14 protein-coding genes are annotated in these 17876 nt (G+C 69.4%); all 14 read left to right on the top strand.

The features are described from left to right. Positions 1 to 1434: 1434 nt before the first annotated feature. The 14 genes from ACIBSV_RS39320 to nuoN all read left to right on the top strand — a co-directional run bounded on the left by ACIBSV_RS39320 (position 1435) and on the right by nuoN (position 17862). On the top strand, positions 1435 to 1794 hold the full coding sequence (locus ACIBSV_RS39320) for an NADH-quinone oxidoreductase subunit A (RefSeq protein WP_395871826.1): 360 nt from the start codon (positions 1435 to 1437) through the stop codon (positions 1792 to 1794). A gap of 94 nt (positions 1795 to 1888) precedes the next feature. Next, positions 1889 to 2509: a NuoB/complex I 20 kDa subunit family protein gene (locus tag ACIBSV_RS39315; protein ID WP_395871824.1), complete on the top strand. Its 621-nt coding sequence runs from the start codon at positions 1889 to 1891 to the stop codon at positions 2507 to 2509. Then, the gene (locus ACIBSV_RS39310; protein ID WP_395871822.1) at positions 2506 to 3255 is read left to right on the top strand and encodes an NADH-quinone oxidoreductase subunit C; all 750 of its coding nucleotides are present in this window, start codon (positions 2506 to 2508) and stop codon (positions 3253 to 3255) included. The genes ACIBSV_RS39315 and ACIBSV_RS39310 overlap by 4 nt, the downstream gene beginning before the upstream one ends. After that, positions 3255 to 4592 (top strand): NADH-quinone oxidoreductase subunit D, encoded by a 1338-nt coding sequence (locus ACIBSV_RS39305; protein WP_395871821.1) that lies wholly within the window; start codon positions 3255 to 3257, stop codon positions 4590 to 4592. Before ACIBSV_RS39310 ends, ACIBSV_RS39305 begins: the two co-directional genes overlap by 1 nt. Continuing rightward, a complete protein-coding gene (gene nuoE / locus ACIBSV_RS39300; RefSeq protein WP_395871818.1) occupies positions 4589 to 5449 on the top strand; it encodes an NADH-quinone oxidoreductase subunit NuoE in 861 nt (286 codons plus the stop codon). Before ACIBSV_RS39305 ends, nuoE begins: the two co-directional genes overlap by 4 nt. Beyond that, positions 5446 to 6783, top strand: a complete 1338-nt coding sequence (nuoF, locus tag ACIBSV_RS39295) for an NADH-quinone oxidoreductase subunit NuoF (RefSeq protein ID WP_395871816.1) — start codon at positions 5446 to 5448, stop codon at positions 6781 to 6783. Before nuoE ends, nuoF begins: the two co-directional genes overlap by 4 nt. Position 6784: 1 nt before the next feature. Further along, positions 6785 to 9340, top strand: a complete 2556-nt coding sequence (locus ACIBSV_RS39290; protein WP_395871814.1) for an NADH-quinone oxidoreductase subunit G — start codon at positions 6785 to 6787, stop codon at positions 9338 to 9340. A gap of 11 nt (positions 9341 to 9351) precedes the next feature. Beyond that, complete coding sequence (nuoH, locus tag ACIBSV_RS39285; protein WP_395871836.1) at positions 9352 to 10680, top strand: NADH-quinone oxidoreductase subunit NuoH; 1329 nt, start codon at positions 9352 to 9354, stop codon at positions 10678 to 10680. 4 nt (positions 10681 to 10684) lie between these two features. Beyond that, a complete protein-coding gene (gene nuoI, locus ACIBSV_RS39280) occupies positions 10685 to 11269 on the top strand; it encodes an NADH-quinone oxidoreductase subunit NuoI (protein WP_395871812.1) in 585 nt (194 codons plus the stop codon). Further along, positions 11266 to 12270: an NADH-quinone oxidoreductase subunit J gene (locus ACIBSV_RS39275; RefSeq protein ID WP_395871810.1), complete on the top strand. Its 1005-nt coding sequence runs from the start codon at positions 11266 to 11268 to the stop codon at positions 12268 to 12270. Before nuoI ends, ACIBSV_RS39275 begins: the two co-directional genes overlap by 4 nt. Next, positions 12267 to 12566 carry an NADH-quinone oxidoreductase subunit NuoK gene (gene nuoK, locus ACIBSV_RS39270; RefSeq protein ID WP_020549317.1) on the top strand — a complete coding sequence of 100 codons (300 nt, stop codon included), beginning with the start codon at positions 12267 to 12269 and terminating at the stop codon, positions 12564 to 12566. The genes ACIBSV_RS39275 and nuoK overlap by 4 nt, the downstream gene beginning before the upstream one ends. A 70-nt stretch (positions 12567 to 12636) precedes the next feature. Then, positions 12637 to 14571 (top strand): NADH-quinone oxidoreductase subunit L, encoded by a 1935-nt coding sequence (gene nuoL / locus ACIBSV_RS39265; protein WP_395871834.1) that lies wholly within the window; start codon positions 12637 to 12639, stop codon positions 14569 to 14571. Between the two features lie 64 nt (positions 14572 to 14635). Next, positions 14636 to 16273: an NADH-quinone oxidoreductase subunit M gene (locus tag ACIBSV_RS39260; RefSeq protein WP_395871808.1), complete on the top strand. Its 1638-nt coding sequence runs from the start codon at positions 14636 to 14638 to the stop codon at positions 16271 to 16273. 2 nt (positions 16274 to 16275) lie between these two features. Beyond that, positions 16276 to 17862, top strand: a complete 1587-nt coding sequence (gene nuoN, locus ACIBSV_RS39255; protein ID WP_395871806.1) for an NADH-quinone oxidoreductase subunit NuoN — start codon at positions 16276 to 16278, stop codon at positions 17860 to 17862. Positions 17863 to 17876: the final 14 nt, after the last annotated feature.

Genomic DNA, 17876 nt, shown 5'->3' with positions numbered 1-17876 from the left:
CCGTCAGCCCGAACGTCACGCCGAGCGCGGTTCCCATACCCGCGCCGTGGTGGTGGGGGGGGGGGCGCGGCCCCCGGCCCGCCCCCCCCCCCCCCCCCCCCCCCCCCCCCCCCCCCCCGGGCGCCCCCCCCCCCCCCCCCCCGGGGGGGGGCGGGGCCCCTGCCCACAGACCCATCAACACAGCCACCCACATGCCGGCCTGCGGTCGGCGTCAGTGCCGGCGCCGACGGATTCATCGATCGGCGTCCAGCGACCCGGTCCTGATGCGCACCGACGCACCGACGCTATGCGTCGTCGTGAGCACCCCGCCGTCCGCCGAGGTCATCGACCGATACGCCCGCGGGAACCGACGGGCGCGGTCGACGGAGCCGAGACCGACACTCGGCACATGAACCAAGAACACGAGGCCGCGTCGACGGACCCCGCCGAGATGTTCTCCCGCGCCGGTGACCGCGATGTGCTCAAGCGGACGTAGACAGAGCAACCCGTCCCTGCCGCTGCCGTCGATTACCAGGAAACCTGCGAGACGTCATCCAGGCCCCTCTCGGCGACAGGACGCAACCGACCCACCGAGCCCGCTCGGGCGGATGCGCCGGAAGCCTTGGCCTTCTGGACGAGCCGGGGATATCGCTCGTTGGGGCCGAGCGTTCCGCGTGAGAGTGGGCCGCGGTTCGAGACGTTCGTGCGCTCGGTGGGCTGACGACTTGGCGAGTAATGCCGTGTCGCTCGGTGCCCGGGATGTGCTGGTTCGCCGGTGTGAGTGATGTGGTGGATGGGGTAGTTGGGCCGCCCGGGCGGGGAGGGTCGCCAGGTGACGCGACGCGGGCCGGTCGACCGATTGAACCCCCGAGTGCCGCTTCGAGAGCACGCCGCCCACCACTCCGCCACGATCCACGTCACCCCCCTTCCGGCGCCGCTGCGAACTCGGTGACTCCCCGGCGCGTCAGCGCCCGCGACTTGATCGTCGACCAGTGATCGACGAGCGCGTGAGGAGAGCGGCCGGAGGCCGCCGCCGCCGCGCGAAGCGCGGCGTTTCCGGGAGCGGCCGGAGGCCGCCGGCGGCGCAGCCGCCCCGCCCGCAGGGCGGCTTTTCCAGTGACACTCTGTGTGCGAACGCCCTCGGCGGCTATCACAACCGATCATGTTCGGCCAAATTTGATGAGCTTGTGAACGGGTGGTATAGGCGATTTTCGTGATCAACATCGTCCGTGAGTGCCGAACCGTTTAGGCTCCCCTATTTCTCACCCTGTGTGATTTTTGCCTGCACGCAACCGTTTCTGATCGATCATCAGGTGGGGAAGATCACACCATGATCGTTCCCTACCCGTGTCGCAGATCACATCGTGAGGGGCCTAGGATGGGCGCCGTTCCGGCAGCTTGTGAACCCGGTCACATGCGTGACTCCGGGGGACTGAGAAGGGAGATGGGAGCGCGGTGAACCTGTACGCGCCGATCCTCGTGCTCGGGGGCATTGCCCTGGCCTTCGGAGTGGTCTCCCTCGTGATGGGGGCGCTCACCGGGCCCAAGCGCTACAACCGGGCCAAGCTCGAAGCCTACGAATGCGGCATCGAGCCCACCCCGCAGCCGATCGGCGGCGGGCGATTCCCGGTCAAGTACTACCTGACGGCGATGCTCTTCATCGTCTTCGACATCGAGATCGTCTTCCTCTACCCGTGGGCCGTGTACTTCGACTCGCTCGGGATGTTCGGTCTCGTCGAGATGGTCCTGTTCGTCGCCGCGGTCTTCGTCGCGTACGCCTACCTGTGGCGTCGCGGCGGCCTGGATTGGGACTGACGTGGAAGCAACGGATGATGTGGGACCGATGAGCCGAGACGCCCAGGCTTCCCCACAGGCTTCCCCCAACGACTGACGGAGAGAGGGCATCCGCGTGGGTATCGAGGAGAAGCTGCCCAGCGGCTTCCTGCTGAGCACCGTGGAAGGGCTGGCCGGCTACTTCCGCAAGGGATCCTTCTGGCCGGCCACGTTCGGACTCGCCTGCTGCGCGATCGAGATGATGGCGACCGGCGCGGGGCGCTACGACCTGGCCCGGTTCGGCATGGAGGTGTTCCGTGCCTCGCCGCGCCAGGCCGACCTGATGATCGTCGCCGGCCGGGTCAGCCAGAAGATGGCGCCGGTCCTGCGGCAGATCTACGACCAGATGCCCAACCCCAAGTGGGTGCTGTCGATGGGCGTCTGCGCGTCCTCGGGCGGCATGTTCAACAACTACGCGATCGTCCAGGGCGTCGACCACGTGGTGCCGGTGGACATCTACCTCCCCGGCTGCCCGCCCCGACCCGAGATGCTGATGGACGCGATCATCAAACTCCGCGAGGAGATCCAGGCGGCGCCGCTCGGCGTCAACCGCGAGAAGGCCGCCCGCGCCGCCGAACAGGCCGCCCTGAAGGCGCTGCCCACCATCGAGATGTTGCCCGCGAGCGCCCGCCGCGGCGCGCACGAGCTCGATCCCGGCATCCCGGTCGGCCACGCACCCGACGGGAGCGCCCGATGACCACTCCCGGCAGCACCCCCGAGGAGAAGGCCCAGCTGCCCATCCCCCGCGACGCCGACGTGGAACCCATCGAGGTCCGGCACGGCATGTTCGGCGCGAGCGGATCGGGCGACACCTCCGGCTACGGCAAGCTGGTCCGTACCGTCGCCTTCCCCGGCTCCGCCGCCCGCCCCTACGGCGGCCCGCGCGGAACCGCGGACGGCGAGGGCGAGTTCGACCTGGTCGCCGACGAGCTCTCCGGCGCCCTCGCGGAAGCCGGCATCGAGTTCGACGACGCGATCGAGAAGGTCGTGGTCGACCGCGGCGAACTCACCTTCCACGTGCGCCGCGAGTCGCTGCCCCGGATCGCGCTGACCCTGCGCAACGACCCGGCACTGCGCTTCGAGCTGTGTACCGGCGTCTCCGGTACGCACTACCCCCAGGAGACCGGCCGCGAGCTGCACGCGGTCTACCACCTGCGCTCGATCACCCACAATCGCGCGGTCCGGCTCGAGGTGAGCGTCCCCGACGCCGACCCGCACCTGCCGTCCCTGGTGAGCGTGTATCCCGCGCTGGACTGGCACGAGCGCGAGACCTACGACTTCTTCGGCCTCGTCTTCGACGGCCACCCCGCGCTCACGCGCATCCTCATGCCGGACGACTGGCCCGGCCACCCGCAGCGGAAGGACTACCCGCTCGGCGGCGTGCCCGTCGAGTACAAGGGCGCCCAGATCCCGCCGCCCGACCAGCGGAGGTCGTACAACTGATGAGCGATCAGACAACGACACCCCCATCCGCCGCGCACGCGCGGGAGACCACCGAGGGCCGGGTCTACACGGTCACCGGCTCCGACTGGGACGAAGTGATCCAGGCCGCGGCGGACGCGGAAGAGCGCATCGTCGTCAACATGGGCCCGCAACACCCCTCCACCCACGGTGTGTTGCGGCTGATCCTGGAGATCGACGGGGAGACCGTCACCGAGGCCCGCTGCGGAATCGGTTATCTGCACACCGGCATCGAGAAGAACCTGGAGTTCCGCAACTGGACCCAGGGCGTCACCTTCGTGACGCGCATGGACTACCTGATGCCGCTGCACAACGAGACCGCGTACTGCCTCGCGGTGGAGAAGCTGCTCGGCATCACCGACGACATCCCCGAGCGCGCGCAGGTGATCCGGGTCCTGCTGATGGAGCTCAACCGGATCTCCTCGCACATGGTCTGCCTGGCCACCGGCGGCATGGAGATCGGCGCGCTCACCGTGATGACCTTCGGGTTCCGCGACCGCGAACTGATCCTCGACGTGTTCGAGATGATCACCGGGCTTCGGATGAACCACGCCTACATCCGCCCCGGCGGCCTCGCCCAGGACCTTCCGCCCGGCGCCGTGGACAAGGTCCGCGAGCTGGTGAACATCCTGCCCGGCCGGATCCGCGAGTACGAACTGCTGCTCAACGACAACGCGATCTTCAAGGGCCGCACCCAGGGCATCGGCTACCTCGACCTGGCCGGCTGCATGGCCCTGGGCCTGACCGGCCCGGTGCTGCGCTCCACCGGACTGCCGCACGACCTGCGCAAGACGCAGCCGTACTGCGGCTACGAGAACTACGAGTTCGACGTGGCCACCGCGGACTCCTGCGACTCCTGGGGGCGGTACCTGATCCGCATCGAGGAGATGAAGCAGTCGCTGCGGATCGTCGAACAGTGCCTGGACCGGCTGGCCCCCGGCCCGGTCATGGTCGGCGACAAGAAGATCGCCTGGCCCGCGCAACTCGCGCTCGGCTCGGACGGCCTGGGCAACTCGCCCGCCCACATCGCGAACATCATGGGCACCTCGATGGAGTCCCTCATCCACCACTTCAAGCTGGTCACCGAGGGCTTCCGGGTACCACCGGGCCAGGTCTACAGCGCGATCGAGTCGCCACGCGGCGAACTGGGCGTACACGCGGTCAGCGACGGTGGCACCCGCCCCTACCGCGTGCACTTCCGCGACCCCTCGTTCAACAACCTGCAGGCCATGGCCGCGATGTGCGAAGGCGGTCAGGTGGCCGACGTGATCGTCGCAGTGGCGGGCATCGACCCCGTCATGGGAGGTGTCGACCGATGAGTACGGACCTGGGCATGCCGATGCCGCCGGCCAAGCCGGCTCCGCCGTTCCCGCCCGCGGTGCGCGCGCGCCTGGAGGTGGACGCGAAGGAGGTGATCGGGCGCTACCCGCAGGCCCGCTCGGCGCTGCTGCCGCTGCTGCACCTGGTGCAGGCCGAAGAGGGCTACGTCACCGGCACCGGCATCGAGTTCTGCGCCGACATGCTGGGCCTGACCACGGCGGAGGTCTCCGCGGTCTCCACCTTCTACACGATGTACCGGCGCCGCCAGGGCGGCGACTTCCACGTCGGCGTCTGTACCAACACGCTGTGCGCGGTGATGGGCGGCGACGAGATCTTCGCGAGCCTGAAGGACCACCTCGGGATCGGCAACAAGGAGACCACCGCCGACGGTGTGGTCACCCTGGAGCACATCGAGTGCAACGCCGCCTGCGACTACGCGCCCGTGGTGATGGTCAACTGGGAGTTCTTCGACGACGCGACCCCGCAGTCGGCCAAGGAACTCGTGGACGACCTGCGCGCGGGCAAGGACGCGGTGCCCACCCGCGGCGCGCGACTGTGCACCTTCCGGGACACCTCGCGGATCCTGGCCGGCTTCCCGGACGAGCGACCCGGCGCGGTCGACGAAGGCGGCGCCGGCGGCGCGGCCAGTCTGGTCGGGCTGCGCATCGCCAACGGCACGCACACCGAACGGCCGGCCCGGACCGCCACCCCGCCCGCCCCCCGGCGCGCCGGCGAGGAGAGCGCGGACGAGGCTCCGCGGACCCCGAGTTCGCACGACGCCCCGGCGCCCACCGCCGAGTCCGACCCGGCCCACCCCGCGCCCGCCACCGACCAGGACGGGGACCAAGCGCCGTGACCGAGCCCTCCCTCCTCACCCCCGTGCTCTCCGCGAACTGGGACGAGCACCAGCCGTGGACGCTGGACACCTACCGGCGCGGCGGCGGCTACGACGGACTGCGCAAGGCGCTGGCGATGCACCCCGACGAGGTGATCCAGACCGTCAAGGACTCCGGTCTGCGCGGTCGCGGCGGCGCGGGCTTCCCCACCGGCATGAAGTGGGGCTTCATCCCGCAGAACGACGGCAAGCCGCACTACCTCGTGGTCAACGCGGACGAGTCCGAGCCGGGAACCTGCAAGGACATCCCGCTCATGTACGCCAACCCGCACGTGCTGATCGAGGGTGTGATCATCGCGTCCTACGCGATCCGCTCCGAGCACGCGTTCATCTACGTGCGCGGCGAGGTGGTCCCGGTGCTGCGCCGACTGCACAACGCGGTCCGCGAGGCGTACGCCGCCGGCTACCTCGGCAAGAACGTGCTGGGCTCGGGCTTCGACCTCGAACTCACCGTGCACGCGGGCGCCGGCGCGTATATCTGCGGCGAGGAGACCGCGCTGCTCGACTCGCTCGAGGGCCGCCGGGGCCAGCCCCGACTGCGCCCGCCCTTCCCGGCGGTGGCCGGCCTGTACGCGTCCCCGACCTGCGTGAACAACGTCGAGTCGATCGCTTCGGTGCCGCCGATCCTGAACAAGGGCGTCGAGTGGTTCCGCTCGATGGGCTCGGAGAAGTCGCCCGGCTTCACGCTGTACTCGCTGTCCGGACACGTCGAGCGACCCGGCCAGTACGAGGCCCCGCTCGGGGTCACCCTGCGCCAACTCCTGGACCTGGCGGGCGGCGTGCGCGAGGGGCACCGGATCAAGTTCTGGACGCCCGGCGGCTCGTCCACGCCGATGTTCACCGACGAGCACCTGGACGTGCCGCTCGACTACGAGGGCGTCGGCGCGGCCGGTTCCATGCTCGGCACCAAGGCGCTGCAGATCTTCGACGAGACCGTGTGCGTGGTGCGCGCCGTGCTGCGCTGGACCGAGTTCTACGAGCACGAGTCCTGCGGCAAGTGCACACCGTGCCGCGAAGGCACCTACTGGCTCACCCAGTTGCTCACCCGACTCGAGCGCGGCGAGGGCACCGAGGAGGACCTGGAGACGTTGCTCGACGTCGCCGACAACATCCTCGGCAAGTCCTTCTGCGCGCTCGGCGACGGTGCGGCGAGCCCGATCCAGTCCTCGCTCAAGTACTTCCGCGACGAGTACCTGGCGCACTTCGAGCACGGCGGCTGTCCGTTCGACACCGCGGCATCCACCGCGTGGGCGAAGACAGCCCCCGCTTCAACCGGGGCAGGAGCGCACAGCTGACATGACAGTCACGACCAACACCCCCGCGAGCGGGCCGCCGGCCCCCAAGCCGGAGGACCTCGTCACCATCTCGGTGGACGGGATCGACGTCTCCGTGCCCAAGGGCACCCTGGTGATCCGGGCCGCCGAGCTGATCGGCATCCAGATCCCCAGGTTCTGCGACCACCCGCTGCTCGACCCGGTCGGCGCCTGCCGGCAGTGCCTGGTCGAGGTCGAGGGCCAGCGCAAGCCGCTCGCGTCCTGCACCACCACCGTCACCGACGGCATGGTCGTGCGCACCCAGCTCACCTCGCCGGTCGCGAAGAAGTCGCAGGACGGGGTGATGGAGCTGCTGCTGATCAACCACCCCCTGGACTGCCCCGTCTGCGACAAGGGCGGCGAGTGCCCGCTGCAGAACCAGGCGATGGGCGCGGGTCGTTCGACCTCGCGCTTCACCGAGGTCAAGCGGACCTTCCCCAAGCCGCTGCGGATCTCCTCCGAGGTGCTCCTGGACCGCGAGCGCTGCGTGTTGTGCGCGCGCTGCACCCGCTTCTCCGAGCAGGTCGCGGGCGACCCGTTCATCGCGCTGATCGAACGCGGCGCGCTCCAGCAGGTCGGGATCTACGAGAAGCAGCCGTTCGAGTCCTACTTCTCCGGCAACACCATCCAGATCTGCCCGGTCGGCGCCCTCACCTCGGCCGCCTACCGGTTCCGGGCCCGGCCGTTCGACCTGGTGTCCTCCCCGACCACGTGCGAGCACTGCGCGTCCGGGTGCTCGCTGCGCGCGGACCACCGGCGGGGCAAGGTGCTGCGCCGGCTGGCCGGCGACGACCCCGAGGTCAACGAGGAATGGAACTGCGACAAGGGCCGCTTCGCGTTCCGCTACGCCACTCGACAGGACCGGCTCACCTCCCCACTCATCCGGGACGAGGACAGCGGCGAACTGGTTCCCGCGTCCTGGTCCGAGGCACTGGGCGTGGCCGCTCGCGGGCTGGCCGCCGCCCGCGGCTCGGCCGGCGTCCTGGTCGGCGGCCGGGCCACCCTCGAGGACGCCTACGCGTACGGCAAGTTCGCCCGGGTCGCGCTGGACAGCAACGACATCGACTTCCGGGCCCGCGAACACTCCGCCGAGGAGGCCGAGTTCCTCGCCGCCGAGGTGGCCGGTACCGGGCTGGGCGTGACCTACGCCGAGTTGGAGAAGGCCCCCGGTGTGCTGCTCGTCGGGTTCGAACCCGAGGACGAGTCGCCGATCGTGTTCCTGCGGCTGCGCAAGGCCGCCCGCAAGGGCCTGAAGGTGTACGGCATCGCGCCGTTCGCCTCGGCCGGCCTGATCCGGATGAAGGGCAGCCTGCTGCGGGCCGCGCCCGGCACCGAGACCGAGTGGCTGTCCGCCCTCGGCGACCCGGCGATCGAGGGCGAACTGGCCCGGGGCGCGGCGGACCTGCTGCGCACCCCCGGCGCCGTCGTGCTCGTCGGCGAACGACTGGCGGGCGTGCCGGGCGCACTGGCCGAGGTCACCGCGCTGGCCGCGCGTACCGGAGCCCGACTCGCCTGGATCCCGCGCCGGGCCGGCGAGCGCGGCGCGCTCGACGCGGGCGCGCTGTACAACGTGCTCCCGGGCGGGCGACCGCTCGGCGATCCGGCGGCCCGCGCCGAGGTGGCCTCGCTCTGGCGGGTCGCCGACCTGCCCGGCGGCTACGGCCTGGACACCACCTCGATGCTCACCGCGGCCCGCGAACAGCGCCTGGCCGCGCTCGTGGTCGGTGGCGTCGACGTGGACGACCTGCCCGACCCGGCCGGCGCCCTGGCCGCACTGGACGCGGCCCGCTTCGTGGTCAGCCTGGAACTGCGGCACAGCGCGGTCACCGAACGCGCCGACGTGGTCTTCCCGGTCGCCGCGCCCGCCGAGAAGCCGGGCACCTTCGTCGACTGGGAGGGCCGCGAGCGCCCGTTCGCCACCGTGCTGAAGAAGGACCAGCTCACCGGCGACCTGGCCGCGGTGATGTCCGACCTGCGCGTGCTCGACGCGATCGCCGAGGCGATGGCCGAGCAGCGCGAGGGCACCGCGATCGAACTGCCCTCGCTCACCGCCGCCCGGCGCGAACTGCGCCGGCTCGGCCGGTGGACCGGCGACCGGGGGCCGGCCCCCGAGGGCCGGGCCCGCGAACTTCCGCGTCCCGGCGCGGGCGAGGCCGTACTGGCCACCTGGCGTCTGCTCCTGGACGAGGGCCGGGGCCAGGACGGCGAACCCCATCTGGCGGGCACCCGGCGTGCGCCGGTCGTCCGGCTGTGTGCGTCCACGGCCGCCGAGATCGGCGCCGAGGACGGGGGCGGCGTCACCGTGACCTCGTTGCACGGGGAGGTCACGTTGCCGCTGCGCGTCACCGACATGACCGAGCGCGTGGTGTTCCTGCCCGCGAACTCGCCGGGCTCCTCGGTGCGTCGCGCACTGGGCGTCGGCGCGGGCGAGGTGGTCAAGATCCGGCCGGCAGTGGTCGATCTCGCTCAGGCCGAAGGCCCACCCAACGGCACCGGCCACAACGGTCGGACCGCACACGTTCACGAGGAGGAGCGGTGACGGACAGCGGCATGCAGCTCGCCGCCGTCGGGTTCGGCACCGACGTCTGGTGGCTGGTCCTGCTCAAGGCGGTGCTCATCTTCGCGTTCTGCGTCGTGATGACGCTGTTCGCGATCTGGTGGGAACGCAAGGTCGTGGCCTGGATGCAGATGCGCATCGGGCCCAAGTACACCGGCCCGCAGGGCCTGCTCCAGTCCCTCGCGGACGGCGTGAAGCTCGCGCTCAAGGAGGACATCACCGTCAAGGGCGCAGACAAGGCCGTCTACATCATCGCCCCGATCGTGGCGATGGTCCCGGCGTTCATGGCGTTCGCGGTGATCCCCTTCGGCCCCGAGGTCTCCATCTTCGGGGAGCGCACACACCTGCAACTGACCGACCTGCCGGTCGCGGTCCTCTACATCCTCGCGGTCGCGTCCGTGGGCATCTACGGCATCGTGCTCGCGGGCTGGTCCTCGGGCTCGACCTACCCGCTGCTCGGCGGGCTGCGCAGCTCGGCGCAGATGATCTCGTACGAGATCGCGATGGGCCTGTCGTTCGCGGCGGTCTTCCTCTACGCCGGCTCGATGTCCACGTCGGAGATCGTCGCCGCCCAGCAGGACACCTGGTACGCCGTCCTGCTGCCGGTCTCGTTCATCATCTACGTCGTCGCGATGATCGGTGAGACCAACCGCGCGCCGTTCGACCTCCCCGAGGCCGAGGGCGAGCTGGTCGGCGGCTTCCACACCGAGTACTCGTCGCTGAAGTTCGCGCTGTTCTTCCTCGCCGAGTACGTGAACATGGTCGTGGTCAGCTCGCTGGCGACCACCCTGTTCCTCGGCGGCTACCTTGCGCCGTGGCCGATCACCGCGGTCTGGGACGGCGCCAACTCCGGCTGGTGGCCCTTCCTCTGGTACTTCCTCAAGGTCCAGGCCTTCATCTTCGTGTTCATCTGGCTGCGCGGCACGCTGCCGCGGTTCCGCTACGACCAGTTCATGAAGATCGGCTGGAAGGTGCTGATCCCGCTCTCGCTGGTGTGGCTGATGCTGGTGGCCACCGTGCGCGCGCTCAAGAACGAGGGCTACGAGCAGTCCCGGATCGTGCTGTGGGTCGCCGGCGGCGTGGTCGCCCTGCTCCTGCTGTCGATCCTGTGGGACGCGGTCACGCCCAACAAGGACGAGGAGGCCGACGCGAAGGCGGCCGGCCCCGAACCGTTCGACCCGATGGCGGGCGGGTTCCCCGTACCGCCGATGCCGGGACAGCAACTCCCGCCGGTGCCGCGCCGCAACGTGCGCAAACCCGAGCCGGTCGGAGTGCCGGCCGCGGCGGAGCCCCCGGCCGACCGCACTGAAGGAGAGGCATAGACCCGTGCCCAAGTTCCTCGGACCGGTCGCGGGGTTCGGTGTCACCTTCGCGACGATGTTCAAGAAGGCGAACACCGAGTACTACCCGTACGAGAAGAAGGTCACCGCACCGCGATTCCACGGCCGGCACCAGCTCAACCGGTACGCCGACGGCCTGGAGAAGTGCATCGGCTGCGAACTGTGCGCGTGGGCGTGTCCCGCCGACGCGATCTTCGTGGAGGGTGCCGACAACACCGACGAGGAGCGCTTCTCGCCCGGTGAGCGGTACGGCCGCAACTACCAGATCAACTACCTGCGCTGCATCTTCTGCGGCCTGTGCATCGAGGCCTGCCCGACCCGGGCGCTGACCATGACCAACGAGTTCGAGCTCGCCGACACCAGCCGGGCGAGCCTGATCTTCACCAAGGAACAGCTGCTCGCGCCGCTGTACGAGGGCATGGTCCCGGCGCCGCACGAGATGTACCCGGGAACCACCGACACCGACTACTACCTGGGCAAGGTCACCGCGGCCGCGCCCGGCACGGTGACCCAGGGGCAGCCCCGCGAGACGGCCGAGGCGCACAAGCAGGGGACGGAGGCGGGCCGATGAGCCCCGGAATCGACTTCGCGGCCGAGGTCACCAAGACCTCCACCGGTGAGGCGCTGCAGTTCTGGGTGCTCGCGGCCGTCGCGCTGATCGGCGCCCTGGCCACCGTCTTCATGAAGAAGGCGGTGCACAGCGCGCTCGCGCTGGTCACCACGATGATGTGCCTGGCGATCTTCTACCTGGCCCAGGGCGCGATGTTCCTGGGCATCGTGCAGATCGTGGTCTACACCGGCGCGATCATGATGCTGTTCCTGTTCGTGCTGATGCTGGTCGGCGTCTCCTCGGTGGACTCGCTCAAGGAGACGCTGAAGGGCCAGCGGATCGCCGCCGCGGGGCTCGGCCTGGGCTTCGGCATCCTGCTCGTCGCCGGCATCGCCAACGCGTCCATCACGCACTTCAGCGCCTTGGCCACCAAGACGCCGGGCAGCCGCCCGGTCTACCCCGCCGAGACCGACGACGAGGCACTGCGCGCGGTGGCCGAGGGCAACGTCCAAGGCCTGGCGCACCAGATCTTCACCAAGTACATCTGGGCCTTCGAGATGACCAGCGCGCTGCTGATCACCGCGGCGGTCGGCGCGATGGTGCTCGCGCACCGCGAGCGGCTGGTGGCGCGCAAATCCCAGCGCGAACTCTCCGAGGAGCGGGTGCGCGATAACAAGCAGGTCGCGCCGCTGCCCACGCCCGGTGTGTACGCCCGGCACAACGCCGTGGACGTGCCCGCGCTGCTGCCGGACGGCAGCATCTCGCAGTTGTCGATCAACAACACTCTCCGTGCGCGCGGACAGATCCGCGACGTCAGCGCCGAGCAGGTGCACAGCGTCGCCGAGTTGGAGAGCGCCGGCACCGACACCGACGACGAGGCGTGGCCGGACGAGTCGGACGGACCCTCGTCCGCGCCGGTGCCCACCGCCCGGCAGGAACACGACGACGCCGACACCTCGGCGGGCGACGGGTCGGGCAACGAGGTTGCCGCCGGCGCAGGCTCCAAGGAGGGGCGCCCGTGAATCCGGTGAACTACCTGTACCTGTCCGCGCTGTTGTTCACCATCGGCGCGGCCGGGGTCCTGCTCCGGCGCAACGCGATCGTCGTGTTCATGTGCGTCGAACTGATGTTGAACGCGTGCAACCTCGCGTTCGTGACGTTCGGCCGCATGCACGACAACCTCGACGGCCAGATCATCGCGTTCTTCACGATGGTCGTCGCCGCGTGCGAGGTCGTGGTCGGACTGTCCATCATCATCGCCATCTTCCGCAGCCGCCGTTCGGCCTCGGTCGACGACGCCAGCCTCATGAAGTGGTAGGTCGGAACCGGTGATCGAAACCTCCTCCCTGGCCTCCGGCGTCGTGCTCGCCAACGAGGGCGGCGGCGGGCTGCACTCCGTCGCGGCGAGTGGCGCGTTCTCGGCGCTGTGGCTGGTCGTCGGCCTGCCGCTGTTGGGCGCGCTGCTGCTGCTCGTCGGCGGCAAGCGCACCAACGCCTTCGGCCACATCCTCGCCACCGCCTTGGCCCTCGGGTCGTTCGTGGTCGGCGCGCTCATGTTCGTGACCATGCTCGGCAAGGACGACGCGGACCGCTCCGTCGACCAGCACCTGTGGACCTGGGCGCCGGTCAACGAGTTCCAGGCCGACATCGGCCTGCACCTGGACCAACTGTCCATGGTGTTCGTGCTGCTGATCACCGGTGTGGGCTCGCTGATCCACATCTACTCGATCGGCTACATGGCGCACGACGAGAACCGTCGACGCTTCTTCGCCTATCTGAACCTGTTCGTCGCCGCGATGCTGCTGCTGGTGCTGGCGAACAACTACCTTCTGCTGTACGTCGGTTGGGAGGGTGTGGGTCTTGCCTCCTACCTGCTGATCGGTTTCTGGCAGCACAAGCCCAGCGCCGCGACCGCCGCCAAGAAGGCGTTCATCATGAACCGCGTCGGCGACTTCGGTCTGGCCGTCGCGATCTTCCTGATGTTCACCACGTTCGGCAGCTTCGACTTCGCCGACGTGCTCGGCGGCAGTGCGAGCGCGAGCGACGGCACGATGACCGCGATCGGCCTGATGCTGCTGCTCGCCGCGTGCGGCAAGTCGGCGCAGTTCCCGCTCCAGGCCTGGCTCGGCGACGCGATGGAGGGCCCGACCCCGGTCTCCGCGCTGATCCACGCGGCGACCATGGTCACCGCCGGCGTGTACCTGATCACGCGGTCGGCGGAGATCTTCAACGCCTCGCCGGACGCCCAGCTCGCGGTCACCATCGTGGGCGCGATCACCGTGCTGTTCGGGGCGATCGTGGGTTGCGCCAAGGACGACATCAAGAAGGCGCTGGCCGCCTCGACGATGAGCCAGATCGGCTACATGATCCTGGCCGCGGGCCTGGGTCCGATCGGCTACGCCTTCGCGATCATGCACCTGGTCACGCACGGCTTCTTCAAGGCCGGGTTGTTCCTGGGCGCGGGTTCGGTCATGCACGGCATGAACGACGAGGTCGACATGCGCCGCTACGGCGGCCTGCGCAAGTACATGCCGATCACCTTCGCCACCTTCGGCCTGGGCTACCTGTCGATCATCGGCTTCCCACTGCTGTCCGGGTTCTTCACCAAGGACAAGATCATCGAGGCGGCGTTCGCCAAGGGCGGCACCTCCGGCTGGATCCTGGGCGCGGTCACCCTGCTCGCCGCCGGCCTCACCGCGTTCTACATGACGCGCGTGATGCTGATGACCTTCTTCGGCAAGGAACGCTGGAAGGAGGCGCCCGTCGGCGCCCCGGCGGACTGGCACGAGCCGCACCCGCACGAGTCGCCGACCTCGATGACCGGCCCGATGATCCTGCTCGCGTTCGGATCGGTGTTCGCCGGTGGCCTGTTCGTGCTCAACGACTCGTTCGTGAAGTGGCTGACGCCGGTCACCGGCTTCTCGCACGGCGACCTGCCGATGAGCGAGTGGGCGGTCACCGGTATGGCGCTCGCGATGGTCGCGCTCGGCTCGGCGGTGGCCTACGTGCAGTACGCCCGCCGGGACGTGCCCGCCGTGGCGCCGGCCGCGAGCCTGGTCACCGTGGCCGCTCGTCGGGACCTGTACCAGGACGCGGTCAACGAGGGCCTGGTGATGCGGCCCGGTCAGTACCTGACCCGCCTGCTCGTGTGGTTCGACAACCGCGGCGTGGACGGATTCGTGGGCGGACTCGCGGCGTTCTTCGGCGGCACCTCGGCGCGTGTGCGCAAGGTGCAGACCGGCTTCGTCCGCTCGTACGCGCTGTCCATGTTCGGCGGCACGCTGCTGGTCGTGGCCTGCACGCTGATGGCTCGGATGGCCTGAACATGACCATCCGGACACGACCCCAGATCGCCCACACCGTAGGCGCCTCGGCGGAGGGACTTCGATGAACGGCCACTTTCCCTGGCTGACGACGCTGGCGGCGCTGCCGTTCGTCGGTGGCCTGTGCGTCGCCGCCGTTCCGGCCGGCAAGCGCAAGCTCGCCAAGAACGTGGCGCTGCTGTTCAGCCTGCTCACACTGGCCGTCGCGATCGCGGTGGCGACCAGGTTCGACAACGACGGCGGCCGTTTCCAGATCACCGAGAGCTACAGCTGGATCTCCTCGTTCGGGGTGCGCTGGTCGCTGGGTGTGGACGGGATCGGCCTGGTGCTGATCCTGCTCACCGCGGTGCTGATGCCGCTGCTGATCCTGGCCTCCTGGCACGACGCGGACCAGGCGCCGGTGAACGCCGACGGCTCGGCCGGCACCGGCAAGCCCGCGCCGCGCAGCACGCACGCGTTCTTCGCGCTGATGTTGCTGGTCGAGGCCATGGTCGTGGTGTCCTTCGCGGCCACCGACGTGTTCATGTTCTACGTCTTCTTCGAAGCCATGCTGATCCCGATGTACTTCCTGATCGGCGGCTACGGCGGCGCGCAACGCTCCTACGCGGCGGTCAAGTTCCTGCTCTACAACCTGCTCGGCGGACTGGTCATGCTGGCCGCCGTGGTCGGGCTGTACGTGGCGACCGCGAACCAGGGCATCGGGATCGACGGCAACGGCACGTTCGACTTCGTGAAGATCTCGCAGGCGGTGGCCACCGGTCAGCTCGACATCGATCCGACCGCGGAGAAGGCGCTGTTCCTGGGCTTCATGTTCGCGTTCGCGGTCAAGGCCCCGCTGTGGCCGTTCCACACCTGGCTGCCGGACACCATGACCGAGGCCACACCCGGCATCGCGGTGCTGGTCACCGCGATGGTGGACAAGGTCGGCACGTTCGCGATGTTGCGGTTCTGCCTGGAGATCTTCCCGGACGCGTCGAAGTACTTCGCCCCCGTGATCGTCACGCTCGCGGTGATCGGGATCATCTACGGCGCGCTGCTGGCGGTCGGCCAGACCGACATCAAGCGGCTGATCGCGTACACGTCCATCTCGCACTTCGGCTTCATCATCCTGGGCATCTTCGTGATGACCAGTCAGGGTCAGTCGGGCGCGACGTTGTACATGGTCAACCACGGCTTCTCCACCGCGGCCCTGCTGCTGATCGCGGGCTTCCTGATCACCCGCCGCGGCAGCAAGACGATCGCCGACTTCGGCGGCGTGCAGAAGGTCGCCCCCATTCTCGCGGGTACGTTCCTGGTGGCCGGACTCGCGACCCTCTCGATGCCGGGACTCGCCCCGTTCGTGAGCGAATTCCTGGTGTTGGTGGGCGCGTTCGCGAAGTACAAGGTGGCCGCGATCTTCGCCACCACCGGCATCGTGCTCGCCGCCCTGTACGTGCTGGTGTTGTACCAACGCACGATGACCGGCCCACTGCGGCCGGGCAATGAGAAGCTCCGCGACCTGGTGCCGCGTGAACTGGCGGTCGTGGTACCGCTGATCGCGTTCCTGCTCGTGCTCGGCGTCTATCCCAAGCCGGTGCTCGACGCGGTGAACCCGGCCGTGGACCACACGCTCAGCCGGGTGGAACAGAAGGACCCGGCGCCCACCAAGCCCATCGAACAGGCCGCGGGCACCGAGGCGCACACCACTGGAGGCTCCAAGTGAGCATGAGCACCGCCGCTACGGCAACGCTCGCCGCGACGAAGGTGGACGCGCCCACCGTCGAGTACGGCAAGCTCTCGCCGATCCTGATCATCGCGGGCGTCGCCGTGGTCGGCGTGCTGATCGAGGCGTTCCTGCCCCGACCGGCCCGCTACCGCGCGCAGCTCACCGTGGCCCTGGTCGGCATGATCGGCGCCTTCGGCGCGGTCGTCTGGCTCGCCCGGGACCTCCCGGACGACCACCGGGGCAGCATCACCGCGATGGGCGCGGTCGCCGTGGACGGCCCGTCGCTGTTCCTGCAGGGCACGCTGCTGCTGATCGGCATCGCCTCGGTGCTGCTGATCGGCGAGCGCAGGCTGGAACCGGCCGGCGGCGACGCGTTCGCCCCGCAGGCCGCGGCGGCGCCGGGCAGTCAGCAGGAGAAGGACGCGACGGCGGCCGGGTGGACGCAGACCGAGGTCTTCCCGCTGACCATGTTCTCGCTGGTGGGCATGCTGCTCTTCCCGGCGGCGAACGACCTGCTGATGATGTTCGTGGCGCTCGAGGTGTTGTCGCTGCCGCTCTACCTGCTGTGCGGGCTGGCCCGGCGCAACCGGCTGCTCTCCCAGGAGGCGGCGCTCAAGTACTTCCTGCTCGGCGCGTTCTCCTCGGCGTTCTTCCTGTTCGGCGTGGCGATGTTGTACGGCTACTCCGGCAGTGTCTCGCTGGACAGGATCGGCGTGGCCTCGGCGGGCGCGATGGACAACGACGCGCTGCTGCTGATCGGGCTCGCGATGGTGGCGGTCGGCCTGCTGTTCAAGGTCGGCGCCGTGCCGTTCCACTCCTGGACGCCGGACGTGTACCAGGGCGCGCCGACCCCGATCACCGGGTTCATGGCGGCGGCCACCAAGGTCGCCGCGTTCGGCGCGATGATGCGGTTCTTCTACGTCGCGCTGCCGGGCATGCGCTGGGACTGGCGGCCGGTGATGATCGGCGTCGCGATCCTGACCATGGTCGCCGGCGCGATCATCGCGATCACCCAGACCGACGTGAAGCGACTGCTGGCCTACTCGTCGATCGCCCACGCGGGTTTCATTCTGACCGGAATGATCGCGATGAACGACGCGGGCGTGTCGTCCACGATGTTCTACCTTGTGGCCTATGGGTTCGTCACTCTGGGTGCCTTCGCGGTGGTCACACTGGTACGCGACGCCCGCGGCGAGGCGACCCATCTGTCCCACTGGGCGGGTCTGGGCAGGCGCTCCCCGCTGGTCGCAGGAGTGTTCGCTCTGTTCCTGCTCGCCTTCGCCGGAATCCCGCTGACCAGCGGTTTCTCCGGAAAGTTCGCGGTCTTCCAGGCGGCGGCGCAAGGGGGTGCGGGCAGCCTCGTGGTGGTCGGTGTGCTGTGCAGCGCGATCGCCGCGTTCTTCTACGTGCGGGTGATCGTGTTGATGTTCTTCTCGGAGCCCAAGGTCGACGGTCCGACGGTTGTCGTACCCAGCGTGATGACCACCGCTGCCATCGCGCTCGGGGTAGCCGTTACCGTGGTCCTTGGCATCCTCCCGCAGCCGGTACTGGACCTCGCGGACAAGGCAGCCTTGTTCGTCCATTGAGCACGACGCAGAGA

The sequence above is a fragment of the Embleya sp. NPDC050154 genome (assembly GCF_044460165.1).
Classification (GTDB): domain Bacteria; phylum Actinomycetota; class Actinomycetes; order Streptomycetales; family Streptomycetaceae; genus Embleya.
This window is presented reverse-complemented; position numbering and strand designations above follow the sequence as displayed.

Coding starts and splice junctions, on each gene's coding strand:
- ACIBSV_RS39305 (WP_395871821.1), top strand. CDS start 3,255: ATGAGCGATCAGACAACGACACCCCCATCCGCCGCGCACGCGCGGGAG.
- ACIBSV_RS39290 (WP_395871814.1), top strand. CDS start 6,785: ATGACAGTCACGACCAACACCCCCGCGAGCGGGCCGCCGGCCCCCAAG.
- nuoN (WP_395871806.1), top strand. CDS start 16,276: ATGAGCACCGCCGCTACGGCAACGCTCGCCGCGACGAAGGTGGACGCG.
- ACIBSV_RS39260 (WP_395871808.1), top strand. CDS start 14,636: ATGAACGGCCACTTTCCCTGGCTGACGACGCTGGCGGCGCTGCCGTTC.
- nuoH (WP_395871836.1), top strand. CDS start 9,352: ATGCAGCTCGCCGCCGTCGGGTTCGGCACCGACGTCTGGTGGCTGGTC.
- ACIBSV_RS39310 (WP_395871822.1), top strand. CDS start 2,506: ATGACCACTCCCGGCAGCACCCCCGAGGAGAAGGCCCAGCTGCCCATC.
- nuoE (WP_395871818.1), top strand. CDS start 4,589: ATGAGTACGGACCTGGGCATGCCGATGCCGCCGGCCAAGCCGGCTCCG.
- ACIBSV_RS39275 (WP_395871810.1), top strand. CDS start 11,266: ATGAGCCCCGGAATCGACTTCGCGGCCGAGGTCACCAAGACCTCCACC.